We start from the raw sequence: 22,764 nt of genomic DNA on the forward strand, positions 1-22,764 counted from the left end.
GCCAGGACAGTGAGGGGGTGACGTCCGGTCGTGACCGGTATGGGTGTGGAGGCGGGCGCGCAGGCCGCGCGCTCCCGGGCCATCGCCGTGCTGCGGGTGCGCGGCCGGGCGCTGGCCGTGGCGCTGCTGCCCGCGGCGGCGGCCGTGATCCTGCTGACCGGTGGCACCACCGGCCATCTCGTGGGTGGCGGCTGGGACACCGCGCGCGGTGTCGTGGCGGCGGTCGCCCTGCTGGTGCTGCTGGCCGCGGCGGTCGTCGCGGCGGTCGTGGCTCGGGCGCGCCCCGCCGTGAGCCCGACGATCCCGATCTCCGAGGACTCCGCCCCGGACCTGTACCGGATGGTGCGCGACCTCGCCGACCGGCTGGACGTTCCGGCGCCCTCCGCCATAGCGCTCACCCCGGACTGCGACAGCTGGCTGGAGGACCGTACCCACCCCGCGCACGGCCCGCCCGCGCCACGCGGCCGGGACGCACTGACGGCCCCGGCGCGGCGCCCGCACCGGCGTGCGCCGGCCGCGCCCGTCCTCGTCATCGGCTCCCCGTTCCTGTGGTGGATGCGGGTCGGTGAACTGCGCGCGGTCCTCGCCCCGGTCATCGCCGGTACGGGACCCTCGGCGCACCCCGACATAGCGGCGGCCCGCCGTTTCGTCCGCGGTCTTGACGCGGCGGTGGCGGTGACCGCGGCGCCCGGCCGCGACCCGATCTCCCGCACCGTGCTGGCGGGCGTCGGCTGGGTGGCCCGACTGCTGCTGCGCGGCTGCCGGGGGCATGCCACCGAGATGGAGCGAGGGGTGGCGGCGGCCGCCGCCGAGCGGGCCCAGGCCGTGGACTACGGGCTGCGGATCGTCGCCCAGGAGCAGGTGGGGCTGGCGTACGCGGGCTGGGACCGGCTGCTGACCCGTGTGGCGCTCCCCGCCTGGCGGATGGGCCGCTGGCCGTCCCGGCTGGACGCGGGCGTCGTCGCGGCGCTCACCGAACTCTCCCGGCGCGACCGGTTGGCCGAGGGCTACGCCTCACGTCTCGGTGAGCGCCCCGCCTGCGACCTGCTGGAGGAGCCCGGCACCGTGGACGAGGCCGCCTCGCTGCTCGCCGCCCGACTCTTCCACGGCGGCCCGGCGGAGCGGGGACCCGACTGGTCCCCGGTCGACTGGCAGGAGTATCCGGAGGAGGTGGTCGACCGCAAGTGGCGCACGGACGCGGCCCGCCTCCACCGCGTTCTGGACTCTCTGGGCGTACGCCCGGCACCGGACCTCACCGCCGCCCGGTACCCGGAGGGCCCCACCCTGGCCCGCGTCCTGGACCACCTGTCGATACCGCCGGACCATCCCACCGATACCGGCATCGCCGGTCATGACGTCCGTACCGGTCATGACGTCCGTACCGGTCAGGATGCCCCCGCCGGCCCCCGCGGCGCCGATCGCATCGACAACGCCGGCCGATTCGACAACGTCCCCCGTGCCGGTGCCACGGATGGTTCCGACCTCGGCTCCGACGACGGAGATCCCGGCAAGGCCGGAGACCTCGCTCTCGGTCCCGAACTCGACCTCGACGGGGACTTCGGCGCCCACGCCGCTCCGGACGCCGGACACCCGAGCCCCGGTGGCGGTCGGCCCGCCCCCCGGCCCCAGCCGCCGGCGAGCGGGCCCGCCGCGGAGCCCGCCGGGCACACCTCGGAGCCATCAGCAATATCAGCAATATCAGAGGCATCAGAGGCGTCGCAGATGGCGGAGACGTCAGGGGTGTCAGAGACGTCAGGGGTGTCAGAGATGTCGGGGACATCGGAGGCAGTCGACGGGTATCTCTCGGGACGGGGTGCGGGTTCGGACATGGGTGACGGCCGAGATGCCGACGCGGACGCGGACGCCGACGCCGACGCCGATGTCGATGTCGATGCCGAGACCCGGCACGGCGCTGCGCTCGCCGCCCGGCTCAGCGCCGAGGTGGCCCGCGAGGAAGCCTCGGCGACGGCCGACGCCGTCGCGACCGGTCGGGCCGCCCCCGGCCAGGGCCCCGACATCGCCCTCTGGGACGGCGGCGCCCTGCCGCTGTTCCCGCTCCAGCCCCCGCGTTCCGCCCGCGAACTGCTCGCCGACCACGTGGCGGCGATGGTCTGCTGCGCCGCGGTGGACACCGCGGGTGCCGCCCCCGGTCTGGACTGGCTCGACGGTCCGTCCCTGATCCTCAACGGCGAGCGGGCCGTCGACCTGGGTTCCCGAGTGCTCAGCCTGACCGAGGACGGTGATCCGGCCCCGCTGCGCGCCTGGCTGGCCGAATCAGGGATACGACCGGAGAAGCCGGTACGGCTGGTCTGACGGGCCCCGCCGCCCTCGGCTGCCCGCCTCGCTTCCCGCCCCGTCCGGGGCGCCCGGCGCGCGACCTCCCGTGGGTTTCCCGACCGCTCCCGGACGACCGGGTACGGAACGGCGGTTGGAACGGCGGCTGACAGCGACGAGCCGCGGTTGACGGCCGTGAGCCGTGCTTGAGGCCGTGAGCCGTGCTTGAGGCCGTGAGCCGTGCTTGAGGCCGTGAGTCGTGGTTGACGGCCGTGAGCCGCGGTTGACGGTCGTCAGCTGCCCCGCACTCGCCCGTCGATGCCGGTAGACGCCCGTGGACAACAGAAAAAGCAGCCAACTTACCGGAGTCCCACGTTCCACTTTCGGTCAATTGGCAACGAATAGTGACTACACGCGTGCAGAATGTGATGTGCTGGGACGGTTCGCGCATACGGCCGGGACAGGTGGTACACGGCAGCGCGGACGGCGCACCACGGGGGCACGAGGGAGGGGAGCGACCATGGGATCCGAACACATCCGCCGCTGGGAGTCCGGCGCACTCGCACACGCCGTCAGCGATCCCTTCGGGCAGGGCCCCGTCCCCTGGCTGCGGGGCAGCGAGACCTATTTCGACGACACGGGCCACGTGGTCCCCTGGTACGTGGACCCGATTCCGCAGCGGTCCGCCGACGGCAACAGCCAGATCCCGGCGCCGCGTTCGGCCGGCGGCCCCCGCTCGGCCGACGACGTGCACCGGCAGATCAAGGGCTTCACGTCGACCGGCGCGGCCGCGCCGGGCGAGGCCCTCGACTTCCACATCACGGTCGATCCGCCGCAGGAGTTCGGCGTCGACATCTACCGGATCGGCCACTACGGAGGTGACGGCGCCGCCAAGATCACCACCAGCCCGCGGCTCTCCGGCATCGTCCAGCCCCCGCCGCTGACCGCCGACCGTACGGTCTCCTGCCACCACTGGTGGCTGTCCTGGCGGTTGCAGATCCCGTCGTACTGGAGCATCGGCGCCTATGTCGCCGTGCTCACCACCGCCGACGGCTACCGCTCCCACGTGCCGTTCACGATCCGCGACAACCACCCCGCCGATCTGCTCCTGCTGCTGCCCGACATCACCTGGCAGGCGTACAACCTCTACCCGGAGGACGGTCACACCGGCGCCAGCCTCTACCACGCCTGGGACGAAGCGGGCCGGCTGCTCGGCGAGTCCGAGGCGGCGACCACGGTCTCCTTCGACCGCCCGTACGCGGGCGCGGGCCTGCCCCTGCACGTGGGCCACGCCTACGACTTCATCCGCTGGGCCGAGCGCTACGGCTACGACCTCGCCTACGCCGACGCCCGCGACCTGCACGCCGGCCGCATCGACCCCACCCGGTACCGGGGCCTGGTCTTCCCCGGCCACGACGAGTACTGGTCGTCCAGCATGCGCCGCACCGTGGAGCTGGCCCGGGAGAGCGGCACCTCGCTGGTCTTCCTGTCCGCCAACACCATGTACTGGCAGGTGGAGTTGGGCCCCGCCCCGACCGGCGTCCCGGACCGGCTGCTCACCTGCCGCAAGCGCAAGGGGCCGGGCCGGTCGGCGCTCTGGCGCGAGATCGACCGGCCCGAACAGCAACTCGTCGGCATCCAGTACGCGGGCCGCGTCCCCGAACCCCGGCCCCTGGTCGTGCGCAACGCGAGCCACTGGCTGTGGGAGGCCACCGGCGCGCACGAGGGCGACGAACTGGCCGGTCTGGTGGCGGGCGAGGCGGACCGCTACTTCCCGCGCACCCCGCTGCCCGAGCACGAGGAGCGCATCCTGCTCGCCCACTCGCCCTACACCGACAACGACGGCGCTCTGCGCCACCAGGAGACCTCGCTGTACCGGGCGCCCTCCGGCGCGATCGTCTTCGCGTCCGGCACGTTCGCCTGGTCCCCGGCCCTGGACCGCCCCGGCCATGTGGACAGCCGAGTCCAACGCGCCACGGCGAACCTGCTGGACCGCATCTGCAAACGCGACTGACCACTTGCCCACGACCCGTCGCCCTTTGTCCCCCGCCGCCCCCGCCCCGCATCGCCCGCCCGCCGCCGACTGCCCCACAGACAGACCCCCTGCGGCTGCCCCCTGCGGCTGCCCCCCTGGGACCGATTCCCTGCCGCTGCCCCCTGGGACCGATTCCCTGCGACTGATCCCTACGACTGCGACTGATCCACACCGGCCGACCCCCTGTCGGTGGCTCCTGTCCGATACGGGACAATCGACCCATTGGACAGAACCACGGGGAGGAACCGTGTCCGGATTCGTTGAAAAGCCCGAACCGATCCAAGTTCCGGGCCTGGTGCACCTGCACACCGGAAAGGTGCGCGAGCTGTACCAGAACGAGGCGGGTGACCTCGTGATGGTCGCCAGTGACCGCATGTCCGCTTACGACTGGGTGTTGCAGACCGAGATCCCCGACAAGGGCCGGGTGCTCACCCAGCTCTCCCTCTGGTGGTTCGACCAGCTCGCCGATCTTCTTCCGAACCACGTGCTGAGCACGGAACTGCCCGCGGGCGCCCCCGCCGACTGGGCGGGCCGCACCCTCGTCTGCAAGTCCCTGCGGATGGTCCCGGTGGAGTGCGTGGCCCGCGGCTACCTCACGGGCTCGGGCCTGATCGAGTACGACGAGTCCCGGACCGTCTGCGGCCTCGCCCTGCCCGAGGGCCTGGTCGACGGCTCCGAACTGCCCGGCCCGATCTTCACCCCGGCCACCAAGGCCGAGGTCGGCGAGCACGACGAGAACGTCTCCTACGAGGAGGTCGCCCGTCAGGTCGGCGCGGAGACCGCGGCCCAGCTGCGCCAGGCCACCCTCGCCGTCTACGGCCGGGCCCGGGACATCGCCCGCGACCGCGGGATCATCCTCGCGGACACCAAGTTCGAGTTCGGCTTCGACGGGACCACCCTCGTCCTCGCCGACGAGGTCCTCACCCCGGACTCCTCCCGTTTCTGGCCCGCCGCGCAGTGGCAGCCGGGCCGGCCGCAGCCGTCGTACGACAAGCAGTTCGTGCGTGACTGGCTGACCTCCGCCGCCTCCGGCTGGGACCGCAGGAGCGAGCAGCCTCCGCCGCCGCTGCCGGAGGAGATCGTGTCGGCGACCCGGGCGAAGTACCTGGAGGCGTACGAGCATCTGACGGGCATGAGCTGGTCGTAGGGAGCACAGCCCCGGCGGTGACGGGGTCCCTGATCGCGCATCTTGAACGACCGCGAAAAAGCCCCCCGGCACTGGCCGGGGGGCTTCCTTCTGGAGCGGACGACGAGGCTCGAACTCGCGACCTCAACCTTGGCAAGGTTGCGCTCTACCAACTGAGCTACGTCCGCATGCGCCGTGGCGCGAGAGCAACTATACCCAACCTCGCTCCCGGGCGAGACGGACCGCCGCGTGCCGGTTGTCCGCACCGAGTTTCGTCACGGCGGACGACAGGTAGTTCCGCACGGTCCCCTGGGACAGCGCGGCCCGTTCGGCGATCTCCGCCACCGGCGCCCCGTCCGCCGCCAGCTCCAGCACCTCGGCCTCCCGCGCGGTCAGCGGCGAGTCCCCGGCGGAGATCGCGTCGGCGGCCAACTCCGGGTCGACGTAGCGGTTTCCGGCGTGGACGGTACGGATGATCTCGGCGAGCTTCTGGGCGCTGACCGTCTTCGGGACGAAGCCGCGCACGCCCGCCGCAAGAGCCCGCTTCAGATGTCCGGGCCGGCCGTGCCCGGTGACGATCAGCACCTGGCACTCCGGCAGTTCGGTCCGCACGGATGTGGCGACCTTCACACCGTCGGCGCCCGGCATCTGTAGATCCAGGACGGCCACGTCCGGGCGGTGGGCGCGGGCCATCGCCAGCGCCTCGGGCCCGCTGGCCGCCTCCGCCACGACGAGGAGGTCCTCCTCCAGGGCGAGCAGCGCGGCCAGCGCGCCCCGGATGAGATGTTCGTCGTCGGCGAGCAGCAGCCGTACCGGGGAACTCATCGTCGTACTCCGCTCTCGGTCGTCGCGCCGCTCTCGGTCGTCACACTGCTCTCCGCCGTCACACTGCTCTCCGCCGTCACACTGCGCCCGGTCGTCACACCGCGCCCGGTCGTCGCCCTGCTCTCCGCCGTCACTTCGCTCTCAGGCGTCATATCGTGCTCGGGCGCCGTCCCGTTCTCAGGCGTCCTGCCGCCGTTCCCACCCGCCAAGGGCACCTCCGCCACCAGCCGGAACCTGTCCTTCCCGACGGCGCCCGCCTCCAGCGTCCCGTCCACCGCGGCCAGCCGCTCCCGCAGCCCCGCGAGCCCGGAACCCCCGCTCCCGCTCCCGTTCCCGTTCCTGCTCCCGTTCGCGGTCCCGGACCGTCCGTCGTTCTCCACGGTCAGCACCACCCGTCCGGCACGCAGCCCCAACGCCACACGGCACCGCCCGGCATTCCCGTGCCGCAGCACATTGGTGGTCGCCTCGCGCACCACCCAGCCCAGCGCCGACTGGACCTCGGCGGGCAGCCCCGCGGCCCCGCCCGTCACCTCGCAGTCGATCCCGGCCGCAGTCAACACGCCCTGGGCGCCGATGAGTTCGACGGTGAGGTCGGCTTCCCGGTAGCCGCGTACGACCTCCCGGACCTCCCGCTGCGACTCCTGCGCGATGCGCTGCACCTCGATCATCTGCTCCACGGCCTCCGGCCGCTCGCGCCGCGCGAGCTGCACGGCCAGCTCGCCCTTGAGCGCGATCACCGAGAGGTTGCGCCCCAGGACGTCGTGCAGGTCCCGGCCGAACCGCAGCCTCTCCTCGGCGACGGCGAGCCGGGCGCGGGTCTCGCGGGCCTCGTCGAGTTCGTAGACCGCGTTGAGCAGCCAGACGGAGAAGACGCAGGTGAAGGAGTAGAGGCCGGAGCCGGCGAGGATCGCGAGGACGGTGATCAGTGTGGTGGGCGCGGGCATGCCCAGCGGGAAGGCGACCAGCCCGGCGCCGATCGCGAAGCCGGTCACGACCGCGAACACGCGCCGCCGGTTGCGTACCCCGAGCGCCATCATTCCGGCGCCGAAGCTCAGCACGCCGGCGAAGACCGCCCCCGTGGCCGCGTCGACCTCCCTGCCGCCGGGCCAGTACTCCTGGATGCCGAGCGCGGCCAGCGCGATCCCGAAGCTCACGGCGCCGTACGTCCATTGCAGCCGCGTCGGCTGCGGGCGTCGGCCGCGGGCCCAGTCCAGCGCGCGGGAGGCGGTGACGGCGCCGAGCACGGAGTGCACCAGCAGTAGGCCCGCGAGCCAGCCGGCGAGGGCCGGGTCCACGATCCGGAAAAGCGGCAGTCCGAGTACGGCGAACTCCATCACCGAAAAGCCGTGGAACGACCAGCGGGTGTAGGTCTCCACCTTGGCCGGCGTGCTCTTGCGCCGCCACCAGCCGTTCCTCCTGCTCATCTCCTCATCCCCTCATCCCGTCGTCTCCTCATCCCGTCGTCTCCTCATCTCCTTGCTCACCGGCCCGGTCGCGGTCCCCGAGCCGTCGGCCCCGAGGCGTCGGCCCCGAGCCGTTGGCCCCGGGGCGTCGGCCCCCGAGCCGTCGTCGGTCCCCGAGGCGTCGGGCCCTCAAGCCGTCAGCCCCCGAGCCGTCGCCGCCCCTGTCGTTCGGTCCGCGGTCAGCGTCGCGGTTCCCAGCGGAACCACCGTCGTACAGCAAACACCGCCACCAGGACCCAGACCAGCGCGAGGGCCAGGGTGCCCAGGGCCTGGGGCGCGTCCAGCTCGCCGGTCCAGCCGCCGCGGACCAGCCGGACGGCCGGGGAGAGCGGGAGGAGTTCGCAGACGGCGGCGACCCGGTGGGGCATCACGTCGGTGGGGATCACCACACCCGAGCCGATCATGGATACGGAGATCAGCGGCAGCGCGGTGACCTGGGCGCTCTCCGCGGTCCTGGTGACGGCGGCGGTGAGAGCGCCGAGCGCGGCACACAGGAGGAGGCCCGCCAGGACGCCGAGGACGGTGAGGTACACCGCCTTGGGCGCCCCGGTGTCGAGGAGCGCCGCGCAGCCCACGGACAGCACGAGCGCCTGCACGAGGCCGAGGCCCATGGCGGGCAGGGCCGTGCCGGTGAGGATCTCCGTGTCGCCGAGTTCGCCGGTCCGCAGGCGTTTGAGGACCAGTTCCTCACGGCGGGCGACGAACGCGCTCACCACGGAGGTGTACACGGCGAACAGGAAGGAGAAGCCGATCGCCGCGGTCAGCATGACCACGCCGATGCTCAGACCGTGCCCCTTGAGATCCATCTCGCCGAGCGCGGGCCGCAGGCTGAACGGCAGCGCGAGCGGCACGAGCAGCGCCGTGACCATCGCGGTCCGGTTGCGGCCGAGGAGGGTGAACTCGGCGCGGGCGAGAGCGCGCAGCCGCCGGGCCGAGGGCCTGAGCGACGCGCGGCCGGTCCGGACGGGGGCGCTCGGCCGGTCCGCCGGGCCGGGGCGGACCTGTGTGGTCGCGCCGGCCCGCGTGCTCCTGCCGGGTTGCCCGGGTTGTGTGGTCTTGCCGGGTTGCTCGGGCTGTGTGCTCATGCCGGGCTGTCCGGGCTGTGTGTTCATGCGGGGTTGCCCGGGGCCTGTGCTCATGCCGGGCTGTCCGGGTCGTGTGCTCATGCGGCTGCCTCCCGCTCCTGTGCGATGCCGAGGAACGCCTCTTCCAGAGATGCCGAGCGGACGTCGAGGCCGTGCAGTTCGACCTTGCTCCGCTCGGCCCACACCAGCAGTCCGGTGGCCGCGCGTTGCAACTGCCGGGTCTGCAACCGGACCGTCCGTCCGGTCACCTCGTGCCCGCACACCCCCAGCGCGTCGAGGGGCGGCAGGTCGCCGAGGAAGTAGCCCGTGGGCAGTTCGAACTCGATCCGGGAGGGCCGCTCGGCGGTCACCTCGGCCGGGGTCCCGGTGGTGGCGATGCGTCCCTCGTGCATGATGGCGAGCCGGTCCGCGAGGTTCTCCGCCTCCTCCAGGTAGTGCGTGGTCAGCAGCACGGTGGTGCCGGCGTCGCGCAGCGCGCGCACCAGTTCCCAGGTGTCCCGGCGGCCCTCGACGTCGAGGCCGGTGGTCGGCTCGTCCAGGAACAGCACCTCGGGCTCGCCGAGGACGGCGAGGGCCAGGTCGAGGCGGCGCCGTTCACCCCCGGACAGCTGCTTGACCCGTACGTCGGCCTTCCCTTCCAGGCCGACCAGTGCCAGTGCCCCGGCCGCCCCCCGGCGCGCCCGGCTGGCGCAGTCCGCCCACATCCGGGCGGTCTCGGCGACGGTCAGTTCGGCGGGGAAGCCGCCCTCCTGGAGCATGATGCCGGTGCGCGGGCGTACGGCGGCCCGTTCCAGGTGGGGATCGTGGCCGAGGATCCGCACCCGGCCGTCGGCCGGTGCCGCGAGCCCTTCGAGTACCTCGACCGTCGATGTCTTGCCGGCTCCGTTGGTGCCCAGCAGCGCGAAGATCTCCCCGCGGGCCACGGAGAAGCTGATCCCTCGCACGGCTTCGAACCCGCCCCCGTAGACACGGCGGAGGTCGGTGACCTCAATCACGTGTTCGTGCTCGTTGTCGTCCATGACACCAGCGTCCCGGCGGACCGGGCCGGGCAGCAGTGCGTGATGTCATCGCTCGGCATGACAAATGTCAGGCCCCGGGGAGCGGTGCGCGCGGAACCGCCGACAATGACTGCGGACATGAAAAGACCCCGGTCCGGGGGACCGGGGTCTCATTCCCGAGCGGACGACGAGGCTCGAACTCGCGACCTCAACCTTGGCAAGGTTGCGCTCTACCAACTGAGCTACGTCCGCACTGCTCCCGATCGGCTCCCACCGATCGGTGCGGCACCAGCCTACCTGATCCTTTGGGACCGGACGGCGATGCGGAGCGGGTGACAGGAATTGCACACTGCGCCTTCCCCCTGGAAGGGGGATGTTCTACTACTGAACTACACCCGCACGACTGAGGTGGTTTTGGCCTTTCGGTCTTGCCCCTCGGCGTGCTCCAGACTCTAGCTGATCAGGAGGGGTGCAGCGCAAGTCGGTTGTGCCGAGGGGCGGATGACCGGGCGTCGGCCGCGCTCACTGCGCGGCGCTGAACGCCTCGTAGACCTTCTTGGGGATCCGGCCTCGCGCGGGCACGTCCATCTTGTTCGCCTGGGCCCAGGCGCGGACGGCCGCCGGATCGGGGGCTACCTCCGTCTGCCGGTACGCCTTGCCCGACCTGGACCGCTTGCGGCCGGCCGCCACGTACGGCTCCAGGGCCCTACGCAGTTTCTTGGCATTGGCTTGGTTCAGGTCGATCTCGTACGACTTGCCATCGAGTCCGAAGGCGATCGTTTCCGCCGCTTCCGAGCCGTCAATGTCGTCAAAGAGAGTGACCACGACCTTCTGCGCCACGAATATCGGTCCCTTCGTGCGGCACCTCATACAGCTCAGCTGTGATGACGTGCCGAGTATCGGCTATTGCCAATTCATTTGTACAGTGCCCGGCAATGAAATGTGAAGCCCGACTAAATCCTTCAGCGTGTCCGAGGACAATAGCTTGGGCGGGGCGGCCCGGGGATCTTTCCCGGAACTTTTCACAAGTGCCCCCCTTCGATGCGGGATCGTGATGGCAGTCACGTAGGTTCCTACAACTCTACCCGCGTAGAAATTTTGTGCCGGTAGTCTGAGGGAACCAGCTCAGCACCACACACCGGGAGTGCCAGTGGCACGCGTCGTAGTCGACGTCATGCTCAAGCCGGAGATCCTCGACCCCCAGGGCCAGGCGGTCCAGCGTGCGCTGCCGCGCCTGGGTTTCGAAGGCATCTCCGATGTACGTCAGGGAAAGCGATTCGAACTGGAAGTTGACGGGCCGGTCGACGAGGCCGTACTCGCCCGCATCCACGATCTTGCGGAATCCTTCCTCGCCAACACCGTGATCGAGGACTTCACCGTCAAGGTCGAAGAAGCGGCGGAAGCGGCGGAGGCCGCCAAGTGACCGCTCGTATTGGCGTCGTCACTTTCCCGGGCAGTCTCGACGACCAGGACACCCGGCGTGCGGTCCGCCTCGCGGGCGCCGAGCCGGTCGCCCTGTGGCACAAGGACAAGGACCTCAAGCAGGTCGACGCGGTGGTGCTGCCCGGCGGTTTCTCCTACGGCGACTACCTGCGGGCCGGCGCCATCTCCCGGTTCTCGCCGGTGATGGAGACCGTCATCGAACAGGCGAGGGCCGGGCTCCCGGTGCTCGGCATCTGCAACGGCTTCCAGATCCTCACCGAGGCCCACCTGCTGCCCGGCGCGATGCTCGGCAACAACCACCTCCACTTCGTCTGCCGCGAGCAGAAGCTGCGCGTGGAGAACGCCCGGACCGCCTGGACCGGCGACTACCGCGACGGCCAGGAGATCAGCATCCCGCTGAAGAACATGGACGGCCGGTACGTCGCCGACGAGTACACCCTCGACCAACTGGAGGCCGAGGGCCGGGTCGCGTTCCGGTACGTGTCCGGCGGCGAGGCCGCCGACGGTTACGGCAACCCCAACGGTTCGCTCCGGGACATCGCCGGCGTCACCAACGAGGCCGGGAACGTCGTCGGCCTCATGCCGCACCCCGAGCACGCCGTGGAACCGCTGATCGGTACCGGCCGCACCGACGGCCTCCCGTTCTTCACCTCGATCCTCAAGAAGCTGGTGGCCGCATGAGCCGGACCCCTCTGGACACGGTCGAGCACGCGGCCGAGACCCCCGACGTCCAGCTGCCCTGGGCCGAACTCGGACTGAAGAAGGACGAGTACGAGCGGATCGTGGAGATCCTGGGCCGCCGTCCGACCGGCGCCGAACTCGCCATGTACTCGGTGATGTGGTCCGAGCACTGCTCGTACAAGAGCAGCAAGGTGCATCTGCGGCAGTTCGGCGAGAAGGCCCCCGAGTCCGACGCGCTCCTCGTCGGCATCGGTGAGAACGCCGGCGTCGTGGACGTCGGCCAGGGCTACGCCGTGACCTTCAAGGTCGAGTCGCACAACCACCCCTCGTACGTCGAGCCCTACCAGGGCGCGGCCACCGGCGTCGGCGGCATCGTCCGCGACATCATCGCGATGGGCGCCCGCCCGGTCGCGGTCGTCGACCCGCTGCGCTTCGGCGCGGCCGACCACCCCGACACCAAGCGGGTGCTGCCCGGCGTCGTCGCCGGCATCGGCGGCTACGGCAACTGCCTGGGCCTGCCCAACATCGGCGGCGAGGTCGTCTTCGACGCCTGCTACCAGGGCAACCCGCTGGTCAACGCCGGTGCCATCGGTGTGATGCGGCACGAGGACATCCACCTCGCGAAGGCGTCGGGCGCCGGCAACAAGGTCATCCTGTACGGGGCCAGGACCGGCGGCGACGGCATCGGCGGCGCCTCCATCCTGGCCTCCGAGACCTTCGACGACGCGAAGCCCTCCAAGCGGCCGGCCGTCCAGGTCGGCGACCCCTTCCAGGAGAAGCTGCTCATCGAGTGCACCCTGGAGGCGTTCCGGGAGAAGCTGGTGGTCGGCATCCAGGACCTGGGCGCGGCCGGCCTGTCCTGCGCCACCTCCGAGCTGGCCTCCAACGGCTCCGGCGGCATGCGCGTCACCCTGGACGACGTACCGCTGCGCGACTCCACCCTCTCGCCCGAGGAAATCCTCATGAGCGAGTCGCAGGAAAGGATGTGCGCGGTCGTCGAACCGGAGAAGGTCGACCGGTTCCTGGAGATCTGCGCCAAGTGGGACGTCATCGCCACCGTGATCGGCGAGGTCACCGACGGCGACCGGCTTGAGATCTACTGGCACGGCGGCAGGATCGTCGACGTCGACCCGCGCACGGTCGCGCACGAGGGCCCGGTCTACGAGCGCCCGTACGCGCGCCCGTCCTGGCAGGACGACCTCCAGGCGGACGACGCGAACAAGCTGCCCCGGCCGGTCACCGGCGAGGAACTGCGGGAGCAGGTCCGCGCCCTGGTGGCCTCCCCCAACCAGGCGTCCAAGAGCTGGATCACCTCGCAGTACGACCACTTCGTGCAGGGCAACACGGTGCTCGCCCAGCCCGAGGACTCCGGCATGATCCGCGTCGACGAGGAGACCGGCCTCGGCGTCGCCATCGCCACCGACGGCAACGGCCGCTACGCCAAGCTGGACCCGTACACGGGCGCGCAGCTGGCGCTGGCGGAGGCGTACCGCAACGTGGCGGCGACCGGCGCGAAGCCCCTGGCGGTCTCCGACTGCCTGAACTTCGGCTCGCCCGAGGACCCGGCGGTGATGTGGCAGTTCGCCGAGGCGGTACGCGGCCTCGCGGACGGCTGCCTCCAGCTGGGCACGCCGGTGACCGGCGGCAACGTCTCCCTCTACAACCAGACCGGCGAGGCGGCCATCCACCCCACGCCGGTGGTGGCGGTGCTGGGCGTCATCGACGACGTGGCCCGCCGCACGCCCGTCGCCTTCCAGGAGGAGGGCCAGCTGCTCTACCTCCTCGGCGACACCCGTGAGGAGTTCGGCGGCTCGGCCTGGTCCCAGGTGGTCCACGACCACCTCGGCGGGCTGCCGCCGGCCGTGGACCTGGAACGCGAGCGCCTGCTGGCCGAGATCCTGATCTCCGCCTCCCGCGACGGCATGATCGACTCCGCGCACGACCTGTCGGACGGCGGTCTGGTCCAGGCGGTCGTCGAGTCGGCGCTGCTCGGCGGCAAGGGCGCGCGGCTGGTCGTACCGGACGGCCTGGACGCCTTCACCTTCCTCTTCTCCGAGTCGGCGGGCCGCGCGGTCGTCGCCGTACCGCGTTCCGAGGAGGTCCGCTTCAACGACATGTGCGGCGCCCGCGGTCTCCCGGTCGCCCGCATCGGAGTCGTGGACGGTGACGCGGTCGCGCTCCAGGGCGAGTTCGAGCTGACCCTGGCCGAACTGCGCGAGGCGCACGAGGGAACCATCCCGGCGCTGCTCGCCTAGCCACCACGGCCCGTACGCCGAGGCCCCGCCCGTTTCGTTCCCGACGGGCGGGGCCTCGGCGTACGGGGCCGGTCGTTTCCGGCGGAATCGGCTGCGCAGCGTCCGGCACAACCTCGTCGAACTGCGGTCCGTGCTCACCGACCCGGAGATCTGGGGCATCCCGACGACCGGGCCGTCACGATCCCCAACCCGGCGACGCCGAGCGAACTGGTCGGTCCGATCCGCCGGGCCGCCGAGGGGCGCGGGGCCGTATCGGGCCACTGCGGCGGAGCGCCTAGGCTCACCGCCATGCCACCGGCCAAGAAGCGCACCCGGACCTACGACCCCGCCAGGACCCGCGCGGCGGTCCTCGCCCAGCTCGGCAACGTACGGGAGGCCGTCCGCACCCTCGGGCCCGAACAGCTCGCGCTCCCCACGCGGCTCGGCGACTGGACGGTGCGCGAACTCGTCGCGCACATCGGGATGGCGGTCACGGCCGTCGGGCGCGCGCTCGACCGGCCGGAGCCGCCGCGGCCACAGGGCACGGTCCTCGACTGGCCGTTCGCCACCGCCGCCAGTGCCGCCGCCATCGACGAGTTCACCCGGCGGCTCGCCGAGCGCCACCCCGACCTCGGCGCCTACCTCGCCGAGGTCGAGCAGAGCCTCGGTGCCCAGCTCGACGCCCACCCGGGCACCCGCGTCCTGGAGACCAACGCGGGCGCGCTGCCGCTCGCCGACTACCTGGTCACCCGTACCGTCGAACTCGTCGTCCACACCGACGACCTGAACGCCGCCGTGCCCGGCCTCGCGGTGCCGCAGGACCGGCAGGCCCTCGCCGCGGCCACCCGGCTGCTGGCCGACGCGCTCGCCGTGCGCGCGCCCGGCGGCTCCACCGAGGTGCGCATCCCGCCGTACGCCGTCGTGCAGTGCGTCGAAGGCCCCCGGCACACCCGCGGTACGCCGCCGAACGTCGTCGAGACCGACCCGCTCACCTGGATCCGGCTCGCCAGCGGGCGGCTGACCTGGGCGGACGCCCTGGCGGACGCGAAGGTGAGCGCGAGCGGGGAGCGCGCGGACCTCGGCGGGCTGCTGCCGCTGATGGCGTAGTGAACCGACGGCGCGGCTGCCGCGTCGAAGGACCATGGACAGGACCATGGACAGGAACAGGCAGCGAACGACCCTCATGGCCGCCGTCGTCCTGCTGCCGCTCGCGGCCTGCGGCAGCGAGCGCGCGGACGGCGGTTCCGGCTCCGTACGGGAGGCCGTCACCGGCGTCCACTGGAACGTCGGCAGCGTCACCGTGGACGGTGCGACCCGGCGCGCTCCGGCCGGCACCTACGCCGAGTTCGGCGACGGCCGGATCCGGGGCAGCTACGGCTGCAACCAGTTCAGCGCCCCAGCCGCCTTCGACGGCGACCGCCTCCGCCTCGGCGCCACCCAGACGACCATGATGGCCTGCGCGAAGGACCCCACGGACCTCAAGAACCCCACGGACCCCAAGAACCCCGGGGACGCTGTGGACCCCATGGTCCCCATGGACCCCATGGACCCCATGGACCCCATGGACCCCATGGACTTCGAGCGGACACTCGCCCGCACCCTCGCCGAGGACCCGCTCACCGCCCGGGTGCGCGGCGGCGAGCTGGTCCTCACCAGCCGGTCCGGGGACACCGTCCGGCTGACCGACGAGCCGGACGCCCCGTTGCGCGGCACGAAGTGGACGATCACGGCACTCGGCGCGGACGGCACCGCGGTTTCCCTGCCCCGGGGCGCCTCGGCCCACCTCGTCTTCAGCAGGGACGACGGATCCGGCACGGGCAACGGATCCAACACGGACGTCGGATCCGGCACGGGCAACGGATCCGACGACAACGGATCTGGCACGGGCAGCGCAAAGGTCACCGGACGTCTCGGCTGCAACAGCGTGTCCGCCGATGCAACGGTCCGCGACTCACATATCACTCTGGGCACTCCCCTCACCACCCGAATGATGTGCGACGCCTCACTCATGCATGTGGAAAGGAGCCTGCTGCGCTTCTTCGACGGCTCGGCCGAGTACCGGATCGACCATCGCACTCTCACCCTGACCAGGGAAAACGGCGAAAGCTTCAGTGCGGTCGCGGAACAGTGACGGGCGGTGGACCGATGCCGTCGCGGCATCAGAGAGCCGTTAGCCAATTCGGACCAGTGGTCGATCTCGCCTACACTCGGTGCCGTGCCACGTGGTGACGGTCGACTCAATCACGATCTGCTCCCCGGCGAGAAAGGCCCCCAGGACGCGTGCGGCGTCTTCGGTGTCTGGGCTCCGGGTGAAGAGGTCGCAAAGCTCACGTACTTCGGGCTCTACGCCCTCCAGCACCGGGGTCAGGAATCCGCGGGAATCGCGGTCAGCAACGGCTCCCAGATCCTCGTCTTCAAGGACATGGGCCTCGTGTCCCAGGTCTTCGACGAGACCTCGCTCGGTTCGCTCCAGGGTCACATCGCGGTCGGTCACGCCCGCTACTCGACCACGGGTGCCTCCGTGTGGGAGAACGCCCAGCCGACGTTCCGTGCCACGGCGCACGGATCCATCGCCCTGGGCCACAACGGCAACCTGGTCAACACGGTCCAGCTCGCCGAGATGGTCGCCGAGCTGCCGAAGGACAAGAACGGCCGCTCGACCCGGGTCGCGGCCACCAACGACACCGACATGCTCACGGCCCTCCTCGCCGCCCAGGTCGACGACGACGGCAAGCCGCTGACCATCGAGGAGGCCGCGCACACGGTCCTGCCCAAGGTCAGGGGCGCCTTCTCGCTCGTCTTCATGGACGAGCACACCCTCTACGCGGCCCGCGACCCGCAGGGCATCCGCCCGCTGGTGCTGGGCCGTCTGGAGCGCGGCTGGGTGGTCGCCTCCGAGACCGCCGCCCTCGACATCACGGGCGCCAGCTTCGTCCGGGAGATCGAGCCCGGCGAGTTCGTGGCGATCGACGAGAACGGTCTGCGGGCGTCGCGATTCGCGGAAGCGAAGCCCAAGGGCTGTGTCTTCGAGTATGTGTACCTGGCCCGTCCGGACACCGACATCGCCGGCCGGAACGTGTACCTCTCCCGCGTCGAGATGGGCCGCCGCCTCGCCAAGGAGGCCCCGGCCGACGCCGACCTGGTGATAGCCACCCCGGAGTCCGGCACCCCGGCCGCCATCGGCTACGCGGAGGCGAGCGGGATCCCCTTCGGCTCCGGCCTCGTCAAGAACGCCTACGTCGGCCGGACCTTCATCCAGCCCTCGCAGACCATCCGCCAGCTCGGCATCCGCCTGAAGCTGAACCCGCTCAAGGAAGTCATCAGGGGCAAGCGCCTGGTCGTCGTCGACGACTCGATCGTGCGCGGCAACACCCAGCGCGCCCTGGTCCGCATGCTCCGCGAGGCGGGCGCGGCCGAGGTCCACATCCGGATCTCCTCGCCCCCCGTCAAGTGGCCCTGCTTCTTCGGCATCGACTTCGCCACCCGCGCGGAGCTGATCGCCAACGGCATGAGCATCGAGGAGATCGGTGTCTCGCTGGGCGCCGACTCGCTGGCCTACATCTCCCTCGACGGGATGATCGAGGCGACCACCATCGCCAAGCCGGACCTGTGCCGCGCCTGCTTCGACGGCGAGTACCCGATGGAGCTGCCGGATCCCGAGCTGCTCGGCAAGCGGCTCCTGGAGACCGAGCTGGCGGCCGGCCCGGCCGTCCCGGCCGCGGTGGACGCGATCCGTCGTCCGTAACACCTGTCGTACGACACGAAAGTCACAGTCATGCCTGAGACCACTGGTGCCAGCTACGCAGCCGCGGGCGTCGACATCGAAGCGGGGGACCGCGCCGTCGAGCTGATGAAGGAATGGGTGAGGAAGACCAGGCGTCCCGAGGTCCTCGGCGGCCTCGGCGGCTTCGCCGGCCTCTTCGACGCCTCGGCCCTGAAGCGCTACGAGCGGCCGCTGCTGGCGTCCGCCACGGACGGCGTGGGCACGAAGGTCGAGATCGCCCGCCGGCTGGGTGTCTACGACACCATCGGCCACGACCTGGTCGCCATGGTCATGGACGACATCGCGGTGTGCGGTGCCGAGCCGCTGTTCATGACCGACTACATCTGTGTGGGCAAGGTGCACCCCGAGCGGGTGGCCGCCATCGTGAAGGGCATCGCGGAGGGCTGTGTGCTCGCCGGCTGCGCGCTGGTGGGCGGTGAGACGGCCGAGCACCCGGGACTGCTGGGCGAGGACGACTTCGACGTCGCCGGCGCCGGCACGGGCGTCGTGGAGGCCGACCGGCTGCTGGGCGCGGATCGCATCCGCACGGGTGACACGGTGATCGCCATGGCATCGTCCGGGCTTCACTCGAACGGGTACTCCCTGGTCCGTCACGTGCTGCTGAACCAGGCCGGGCTGTCCCTCGACGCCCGCGTCGAGGAGTTCGGCCGCAGCCTCGGCGAGGAACTCCTGGAGCCGACCAGGATCTACTCGCTGGACTGCCTGGCCCTGATCCGCACCACCGAGGTGCACGCCTTCAGCCACGTCACCGGTGGCGGCCTCGCCGCCAACCTGGCCCGGGTGGTCCCGGACGGCCTGCACGCCGTCGTCGACCGCTCCACCTGGACCCCCGGCCCGGTCTTCGACCTGGTGGGCAACGTCGGTGACGTGGCGCGCCTGGAGCTGGAGCGGGCGCTCAACATGGGTGTCGGCATGATCGCGGTGGTGCCCGCGGAGTCGACGGACGCGGCGCTGGCGACGCTGGCCGACCGTGGCGTCCCGGCCTGGGTGGCCGGCGAGATCACCGACCGGGGCGAGCACACCACGGGTGCGGAACTGGTGGGCGACTACGCGTAGGCCCGGTCCGGCGACAGTGCGGGGCCGGGTACCCGTGACGACAGCACGAAACCCGGCCCGGTGCTAAGGGCCCCGGACCGGGAAGAAGCGGCTGGGCCGCTGCAAGCGTCACGCGCCGCGACGGTGTTGCGAGGACTGGCCGTCCTCGTCCTCCTCGTCGTCGTCCTCATAGAGGTCGGCGTAACGTGAATACAAGTCGTCGTCGTGCTCATCTTCCTCGAAGCGGTCGCCGTTCGGCGACTGGTTCGACGTCGATGCGCCCAGCTCCTCGGCCAGGCGTGAGAGGTCCGTCCCACCGCTGTTGTACTTCAGCTGGCGGGCGACCTTCGTCTGCTTGGCCTTGGCCCGGCCGCGCCCCATGGCTCGACCCCCTCAACGACGGGGCTCGACGGCCCCAGAGTCTGACACGCGTTCATGATCTGGAACGGACTCTCCGCGGAGAGGCCGGTCCGTAGGGCTCCCACGGTACCTGAGCCCGCGGCCATACGGTACGTCGCCCGCAGGACGCGCGTCCGCACCGGACCTTCGAGGTGCCCTGTCCTCGCTGGTCAACGGCGATTTTAACCACTTATCGGGGGACGACCCGCCGGACGAAGTGAGAGTTCTCTCCACCTTGCGCCCGGCGGGTACCGCTCAAACGTGCGAACGTGGCGCCCCGAAGGGCGCGGGACCGGCCGGCACCCGGCATACGGCTCCGCCGCGCGGGCGGGGCGCGTCCCGCCTTTCCGGAGCCGTACCCGGGCGACCGCGGAGTACGGCGCTTCCCCGAGAGGAGCGCTAGTGCGCCGTCCGCGCCTCCGCCATCCGCTGCTCGGCGATCCGGTCGGCCGCGGCGGCCGGCGGAATCCCGTCGTCCTTCGCACGTGCGAATATGGCCAGCGTGGTGTCGAAGATCTTCGCGGCCTTCGCCCGGCACCGGTCGAAGTCGAAGCCGTGCAGCTCGTCGGCGACCTGGATGACGCCGCCGGCGTTCACCACGTAGTCCGGGGCGTAGAGGATCCCGCGGTCGGCGAGGTCCTTCTCCACGCCCGGATGGGCGAGCTGGTTGTTGGCGGCGCCGCAGACCACCTTGGCGGTGAGCACGGGCACGCTGGTGTCGCCGAGGGCGCCGCCGAGCGCGCAGGGCGCGTACACGTCCAGGCCCTCGACCCGGATCAGCGCCTCCGTGTCGGCGACCGCGGTGACGCCCTCGGGGTGCTGGTCGAGCATGTGGCGTACGGCGTCCTCGCGCACGTCCGTGATCACGACCTCGGCGCCCTCGTCCCGCAGGTGCCGCACCAGGTGGCGCCCGACCTTGCCGACGCCCGCGATGCCGACCCGGCGTCCGCGCAGCGAGGGGTCGCCCCACAGGTGCTGGGCCGAGGCGCGCATGCCCTGGTAGACGCCGAAGGCGGTGAGCACGGAGGAGTCGCCCGCGCCGCCGTTCTCCGGGGAACGGCCGGTGGTCCAGCGGCACTCGCGGGCCACCACGTCCATGTCGGCCACGTAGGTGCCGACGTCGCAGGCCGTGACGTAGCGCCCGCCGAGCGAGGCCACGAACCGCCCGTAGGCGAGCAGCAGCCGCTCGGTCTTGTCCCGCTCCGGGTCGCCGATGATCACGGCCTTCCCGCCGCCGTGGTCGAGTCCGGCCATGGCGTTCTTGTACGACATTCCGCGCGCGAGGTTCAGGGCGTCGGCGACGGCATCCGCCTCGTTCGCGTACGGGTAGAAGCGGGTTCCGCCGAGCGCGGGGCCCAGGGCTGTGGAGTGGAGGGCGATGACGGCCTTGAGTCCGCTGGCGCGGTCCTGACAGAGCACGACTTGCTCGTGTCCACCTTGGTCCGAGTGGAACAGGGTGTGCAGGACGCCGTTGGTCACGTCGGTCACTGTGGTGACTCCCGGGTAAGTAGCGGCGAGTGGAGACGCGGCTCCTGGGGGTACCCCCGCACTTTTGGTGGCGGGGGAGGGTGGCGGGTGCCGCGGCACGAGCGTAGAGCCTGTGCCGCCCGCCATCCGTACAGTGTTCAGGATCACTTCGGCGCGTCGTCCGCGGGCCCCCGGGCGTGGCACGATTTGCAGTGGTTTCCCGTCCGTCCGAGCACGGCTCGGGCGGGGTCCGAGTACGGGCCGCGCACGGGTTTCGAGCGGGGTCCGATGGGGAGGGAGCAGGCGTGCCCAAGGTGTCCTCGGTGATCGTCCCCTATGCGGCGTACCTGCGTGTGTACGAGCCGCTGGCCGCCTTCCCGGAGCCGGAGCGCGGCCACTGGGCCCGCTACGCCCGCCGCCCCGACCGCCCCTCCTACCAGGACGAACTGCGCCGCTCCCTGGCCGACTTGCTGCCCACCCCGCCCATCCCGGTGCCGGTGCACGAGAGTGGCGACGCGTTCGTGCTGGACGTCGACGGAGTGGTCTGCGTCTGCCCCTGGCGCACCCGGCTGCGCGGCTGGCAGGCCCTGGGGGAGCCGACCGGGGAACTGCCGCCGGCGGTCCTGGACGCGGTGCTGCCGCCGGTCGTGCGCCGCCAGGCCGCCCAGGACTACGAGCGCTGGCTGGTCCGCAACCCCGATGCCCGGCCGTGGATCCGCACGGCGACCTGGCAGGTGCCGCTGAGCTGGTTCGTCCTGGTCTCCGACGACGAGCGGGAGTACGCCGAGGGCGTGGAGGAGAAGGCGCCGCCGCTGCTGCGCTACCGCACGCCGATGGTGCAGGCCCGGCGCCGGGTGGCGCGGGCGCTGCGCACGCTCAAGGAGGCGGTCGACGAGGGGCCGCTGATCGACGGCGTGCTGGACGTCGGACGCTGGCTGGAGGAGTTCCATCCGCGCTCGTTGGTGGAGCTGGACTACGGCGGTCTGGTGCACGTGGTGCCGCCGGGCGAGCTGGCCGGGGACCACTCGGCGGCGGACGTGGCCGAGGGCATCGACGCGCTGCGCCGGGGCGACGGGGACGCGGCGGGCGAGGCGTACGGCCGGCTCGTGGAACGCTGGCGTACGGTCCGGGATCTCCGCTCCGCGAACTGACGATGTGTCAAAAGTGACCTGGGTCACGGCCGTGACGGCGGGGACGTCGTACGGTCGACGACACTTCCCTACGTGATGGGACGTTGGTCCTGATCCGGTCTTTTGCCCCATGGGTCATCAAGATCCCGCAAGGGTGATGGACGGCACTTAAGCGGCCCTTGCGTCTCTTGCCCCTCCTCGTGCCAAAATAGGACAAGGAGTCCGGGAGGGGCTCCGCATTGCTCGCTTTAGGGGGGTCTGGTGACACCTGCACGCCACTGTGACTGATCGTCACAGTGGCGTGACTGTCCGCTATGACATGGTCCATCGGCTTCCGTCGCTGATGAACACCTGGGAGGGCAATTCCATCGGTTTGGCCGACGCGGCTGGACAGATGGTGTAGTTGTAGTGCCGAGGACAAGCCGTTCGTCCTATAACCGACTCGACTCGCGTCCGCCATATCGGGCAACGCGGGTCAAGGTGCAGAATTTAGAGGAAAGAACCGAGAAACGTCGGTTCTCCCGAGGAGGCCGCTCATGACCGCTCGCACCCCTGATGCCGAGCCGCTGCTGACCCCGGCTGAGGTCGCCACGATGTTCCGCGTCGACCCGAAGACGGTCACGCGGTGGGCGAAGGCCGGAAAGCTCACGTCCATCCGTACGCTCGGCGGGCACCGCCGCTACCGCGAGGCTGAGGTCCGCGCACTGCTCGCGGGTATTCCGCAGCAGCGCAGCGAAGCCTGAACAACTCCATAACCGGGCAAAACGGCTGGTCCCCCAACTGGT

19 protein-coding genes and 3 tRNA genes are annotated in these 22,764 nt (G+C 71.3%); 12 read left to right on the forward strand and 10 right to left on the reverse strand.

Features of this window, described 5'->3' with window-relative positions:
* The first annotated feature begins 39 nt into the window (after positions 1-39).
* The 3 genes from ACFC09_RS15045 (at position 40) to ACFC09_RS15055 (ending at position 5,456) form a co-directional block, all read left to right on the forward strand.
* Complete coding sequence (locus tag ACFC09_RS15045; protein WP_376528005.1) at positions 40-2,313, forward strand: hypothetical protein; 2,274 nt, start codon at positions 40-42, stop codon at positions 2,311-2,313.
* Between the two features lie 481 nt (positions 2,314-2,794).
* The gene (locus tag ACFC09_RS15050) at positions 2,795-4,288 is read left to right on the forward strand and encodes a N,N-dimethylformamidase beta subunit family domain-containing protein (protein ID WP_376527628.1); all 1,494 of its coding nucleotides are present in this window, start codon (positions 2,795-2,797) and stop codon (positions 4,286-4,288) included.
* Between the two features lie 268 nt (positions 4,289-4,556).
* Positions 4,557-5,456 (forward strand): phosphoribosylaminoimidazolesuccinocarboxamide synthase, encoded by a 900-nt coding sequence (locus ACFC09_RS15055; RefSeq protein ID WP_376527630.1) that lies wholly within the window; start codon positions 4,557-4,559, stop codon positions 5,454-5,456.
* 91 nt (positions 5,457-5,547) lie between these two features.
* Here the strand turns inward: ACFC09_RS15055 and ACFC09_RS15060 are convergent.
* From ACFC09_RS15060 to ACFC09_RS15095, 8 genes are all read right to left on the reverse strand, one after another.
* Positions 5,548-5,623 (reverse strand) — tRNA-Gly (locus ACFC09_RS15060).
* Positions 5,624-5,645: 22 nt separating this feature from the next.
* A complete protein-coding gene (locus ACFC09_RS15065) occupies positions 5,646-6,260 on the reverse strand; it encodes a response regulator (RefSeq protein ID WP_376527632.1) in 615 nt (204 codons plus the stop codon).
* Entirely contained in the window at positions 6,257-7,684 is a 1,428-nt protein-coding gene (locus ACFC09_RS15070) for a sensor histidine kinase (RefSeq protein WP_376527635.1), read from the reverse strand. Before ACFC09_RS15070 ends, ACFC09_RS15065 begins: the two co-directional genes overlap by 4 nt.
* A gap of 218 nt (positions 7,685-7,902) precedes the next feature.
* On the reverse strand, positions 7,903-8,808 hold the full coding sequence (locus tag ACFC09_RS15075) for an ABC transporter permease (protein WP_376528008.1): 906 nt from the start codon (positions 8,806-8,808) through the stop codon (positions 7,903-7,905).
* 77 nt (positions 8,809-8,885) lie between these two features.
* The gene (locus tag ACFC09_RS15080) at positions 8,886-9,827 is read right to left on the reverse strand and encodes an ABC transporter ATP-binding protein (RefSeq protein ID WP_376527637.1); all 942 of its coding nucleotides are present in this window, start codon (positions 9,825-9,827) and stop codon (positions 8,886-8,888) included.
* Positions 9,828-9,985: 158 nt separating this feature from the next.
* Positions 9,986-10,058, reverse strand: a tRNA-Gly gene (locus ACFC09_RS15085).
* Positions 10,059-10,133: 75 nt separating this feature from the next.
* Positions 10,134-10,205, reverse strand: a tRNA-Gly gene (locus ACFC09_RS15090).
* Between the two features lie 123 nt (positions 10,206-10,328).
* Positions 10,329-10,646 carry an Lsr2 family protein gene (locus ACFC09_RS15095; protein WP_121895231.1) on the reverse strand — a complete coding sequence of 106 codons (318 nt, stop codon included), beginning with the start codon at positions 10,644-10,646 and terminating at the stop codon, positions 10,329-10,331.
* Positions 10,647-10,956: 310 nt separating this feature from the next.
* Between ACFC09_RS15095 and purS the strand changes: the two genes are divergently transcribed.
* From purS to purM, 7 genes are all read left to right on the forward strand, one after another.
* Positions 10,957-11,229 carry a phosphoribosylformylglycinamidine synthase subunit PurS gene (gene purS / locus ACFC09_RS15100; protein ID WP_376527639.1) on the forward strand — a complete coding sequence of 91 codons (273 nt, stop codon included), beginning with the start codon at positions 10,957-10,959 and terminating at the stop codon, positions 11,227-11,229.
* Positions 11,226-11,930 (forward strand): phosphoribosylformylglycinamidine synthase subunit PurQ, encoded by a 705-nt coding sequence (gene purQ / locus ACFC09_RS15105; protein ID WP_376527641.1) that lies wholly within the window; start codon positions 11,226-11,228, stop codon positions 11,928-11,930. Before purS ends, purQ begins: the two co-directional genes overlap by 4 nt.
* Complete coding sequence (gene purL / locus ACFC09_RS15110; protein ID WP_376527644.1) at positions 11,927-14,185, forward strand: phosphoribosylformylglycinamidine synthase subunit PurL; 2,259 nt, start codon at positions 11,927-11,929, stop codon at positions 14,183-14,185. The genes purQ and purL overlap by 4 nt, the downstream gene beginning before the upstream one ends.
* 288 nt (positions 14,186-14,473) lie before the next feature.
* Complete coding sequence (locus ACFC09_RS15115) at positions 14,474-15,271, forward strand: sterol carrier family protein (protein WP_376527646.1); 798 nt, start codon at positions 14,474-14,476, stop codon at positions 15,269-15,271.
* A gap of 46 nt (positions 15,272-15,317) precedes the next feature.
* Positions 15,318-16,295, forward strand: a complete 978-nt coding sequence (locus tag ACFC09_RS15120) for an META domain-containing protein (RefSeq protein ID WP_376527649.1) — start codon at positions 15,318-15,320, stop codon at positions 16,293-16,295.
* Between the two features lie 84 nt (positions 16,296-16,379).
* Positions 16,380-17,909, forward strand: coding sequence for an amidophosphoribosyltransferase (gene purF / locus ACFC09_RS15125; RefSeq protein WP_376527652.1), 1,530 nt, complete (start codon positions 16,380-16,382; stop codon positions 17,907-17,909).
* 30 nt (positions 17,910-17,939) lie between these two features.
* A complete protein-coding gene (purM, locus tag ACFC09_RS15130) occupies positions 17,940-19,004 on the forward strand; it encodes a phosphoribosylformylglycinamidine cyclo-ligase (RefSeq protein WP_376527655.1) in 1,065 nt (354 codons plus the stop codon).
* A 108-nt stretch (positions 19,005-19,112) separates the two neighbouring features.
* Here purM and ACFC09_RS15135 read toward each other — a convergent pair whose 3' ends face one another.
* Together ACFC09_RS15135 and ACFC09_RS15140 are read right to left on the reverse strand one after the other, a co-directional pair.
* The gene (locus ACFC09_RS15135; RefSeq protein WP_376527657.1) at positions 19,113-19,364 is read right to left on the reverse strand and encodes a DUF3073 domain-containing protein; all 252 of its coding nucleotides are present in this window, start codon (positions 19,362-19,364) and stop codon (positions 19,113-19,115) included.
* A 417-nt stretch (positions 19,365-19,781) separates the two neighbouring features.
* Positions 19,782-20,870 (reverse strand): Leu/Phe/Val dehydrogenase, encoded by a 1,089-nt coding sequence (locus ACFC09_RS15140; protein ID WP_376527659.1) that lies wholly within the window; start codon positions 20,868-20,870, stop codon positions 19,782-19,784.
* 284 nt (positions 20,871-21,154) lie between these two features.
* Here ACFC09_RS15140 and ACFC09_RS15145 point away from each other — a divergent pair, with 284 nt between their 5' ends.
* Positions 21,155-22,000, forward strand: coding sequence for a hypothetical protein (locus tag ACFC09_RS15145; protein WP_376527662.1), 846 nt, complete (start codon positions 21,155-21,157; stop codon positions 21,998-22,000).
* Between the two features lie 515 nt (positions 22,001-22,515).
* Entirely contained in the window at positions 22,516-22,722 is a 207-nt protein-coding gene (bldC, locus tag ACFC09_RS15150) for a developmental transcriptional regulator BldC (RefSeq protein ID WP_003949541.1), read from the forward strand.
* The last annotated feature ends 42 nt before the right edge of the window (positions 22,723-22,764 follow it).

Source organism: Streptomyces sp. NPDC056161 (assembly GCF_042268025.1).
GTDB lineage: Bacteria > Actinomycetota > Actinomycetes > Streptomycetales > Streptomycetaceae > Streptomyces.

What these genes read in the sequence shown, in the direction of transcription:
- ACFC09_RS15045 (WP_376528005.1), top strand. Translation starts at nt 40, where the DNA reads ATGGGTGTGGAGGCGGGCGCGCAGGCCGCGCGCTCCCGGGCCATCGCC.
- ACFC09_RS15050 (WP_376527628.1), top strand. Translation starts at nt 2,795, where the DNA reads ATGGGATCCGAACACATCCGCCGCTGGGAGTCCGGCGCACTCGCACAC.
- ACFC09_RS15065 (WP_376527632.1), bottom strand. Translation starts at nt 6,260, where the DNA reads ATGAGTTCCCCGGTACGGCTGCTGCTCGCCGACGACGAACATCTCATC.
- ACFC09_RS15070 (WP_376527635.1), bottom strand. Translation starts at nt 7,684, where the DNA reads ATGAGCAGGAGGAACGGCTGGTGGCGGCGCAAGAGCACGCCGGCCAAG.
- ACFC09_RS15075 (WP_376528008.1), bottom strand. Translation starts at nt 8,808, where the DNA reads ATGAGCACACAGCCCGAGCAACCCGGCAAGACCACACAACCCGGGCAA.
- ACFC09_RS15080 (WP_376527637.1), bottom strand. Translation starts at nt 9,827, where the DNA reads ATGGACGACAACGAGCACGAACACGTGATTGAGGTCACCGACCTCCGC.
- purL (WP_376527644.1), top strand. Translation starts at nt 11,927, where the DNA reads ATGAGCCGGACCCCTCTGGACACGGTCGAGCACGCGGCCGAGACCCCC.
- ACFC09_RS15115 (WP_376527646.1), top strand. Translation starts at nt 14,474, where the DNA reads ATGCCACCGGCCAAGAAGCGCACCCGGACCTACGACCCCGCCAGGACC.
- ACFC09_RS15120 (WP_376527649.1), top strand. Translation starts at nt 15,318, where the DNA reads ATGGACAGGAACAGGCAGCGAACGACCCTCATGGCCGCCGTCGTCCTG.
- purM (WP_376527655.1), top strand. Translation starts at nt 17,940, where the DNA reads ATGCCTGAGACCACTGGTGCCAGCTACGCAGCCGCGGGCGTCGACATC.
- ACFC09_RS15135 (WP_376527657.1), bottom strand. Translation starts at nt 19,364, where the DNA reads ATGGGGCGCGGCCGGGCCAAGGCCAAGCAGACGAAGGTCGCCCGCCAG.
- bldC (WP_003949541.1), top strand. Translation starts at nt 22,516, where the DNA reads ATGACCGCTCGCACCCCTGATGCCGAGCCGCTGCTGACCCCGGCTGAG.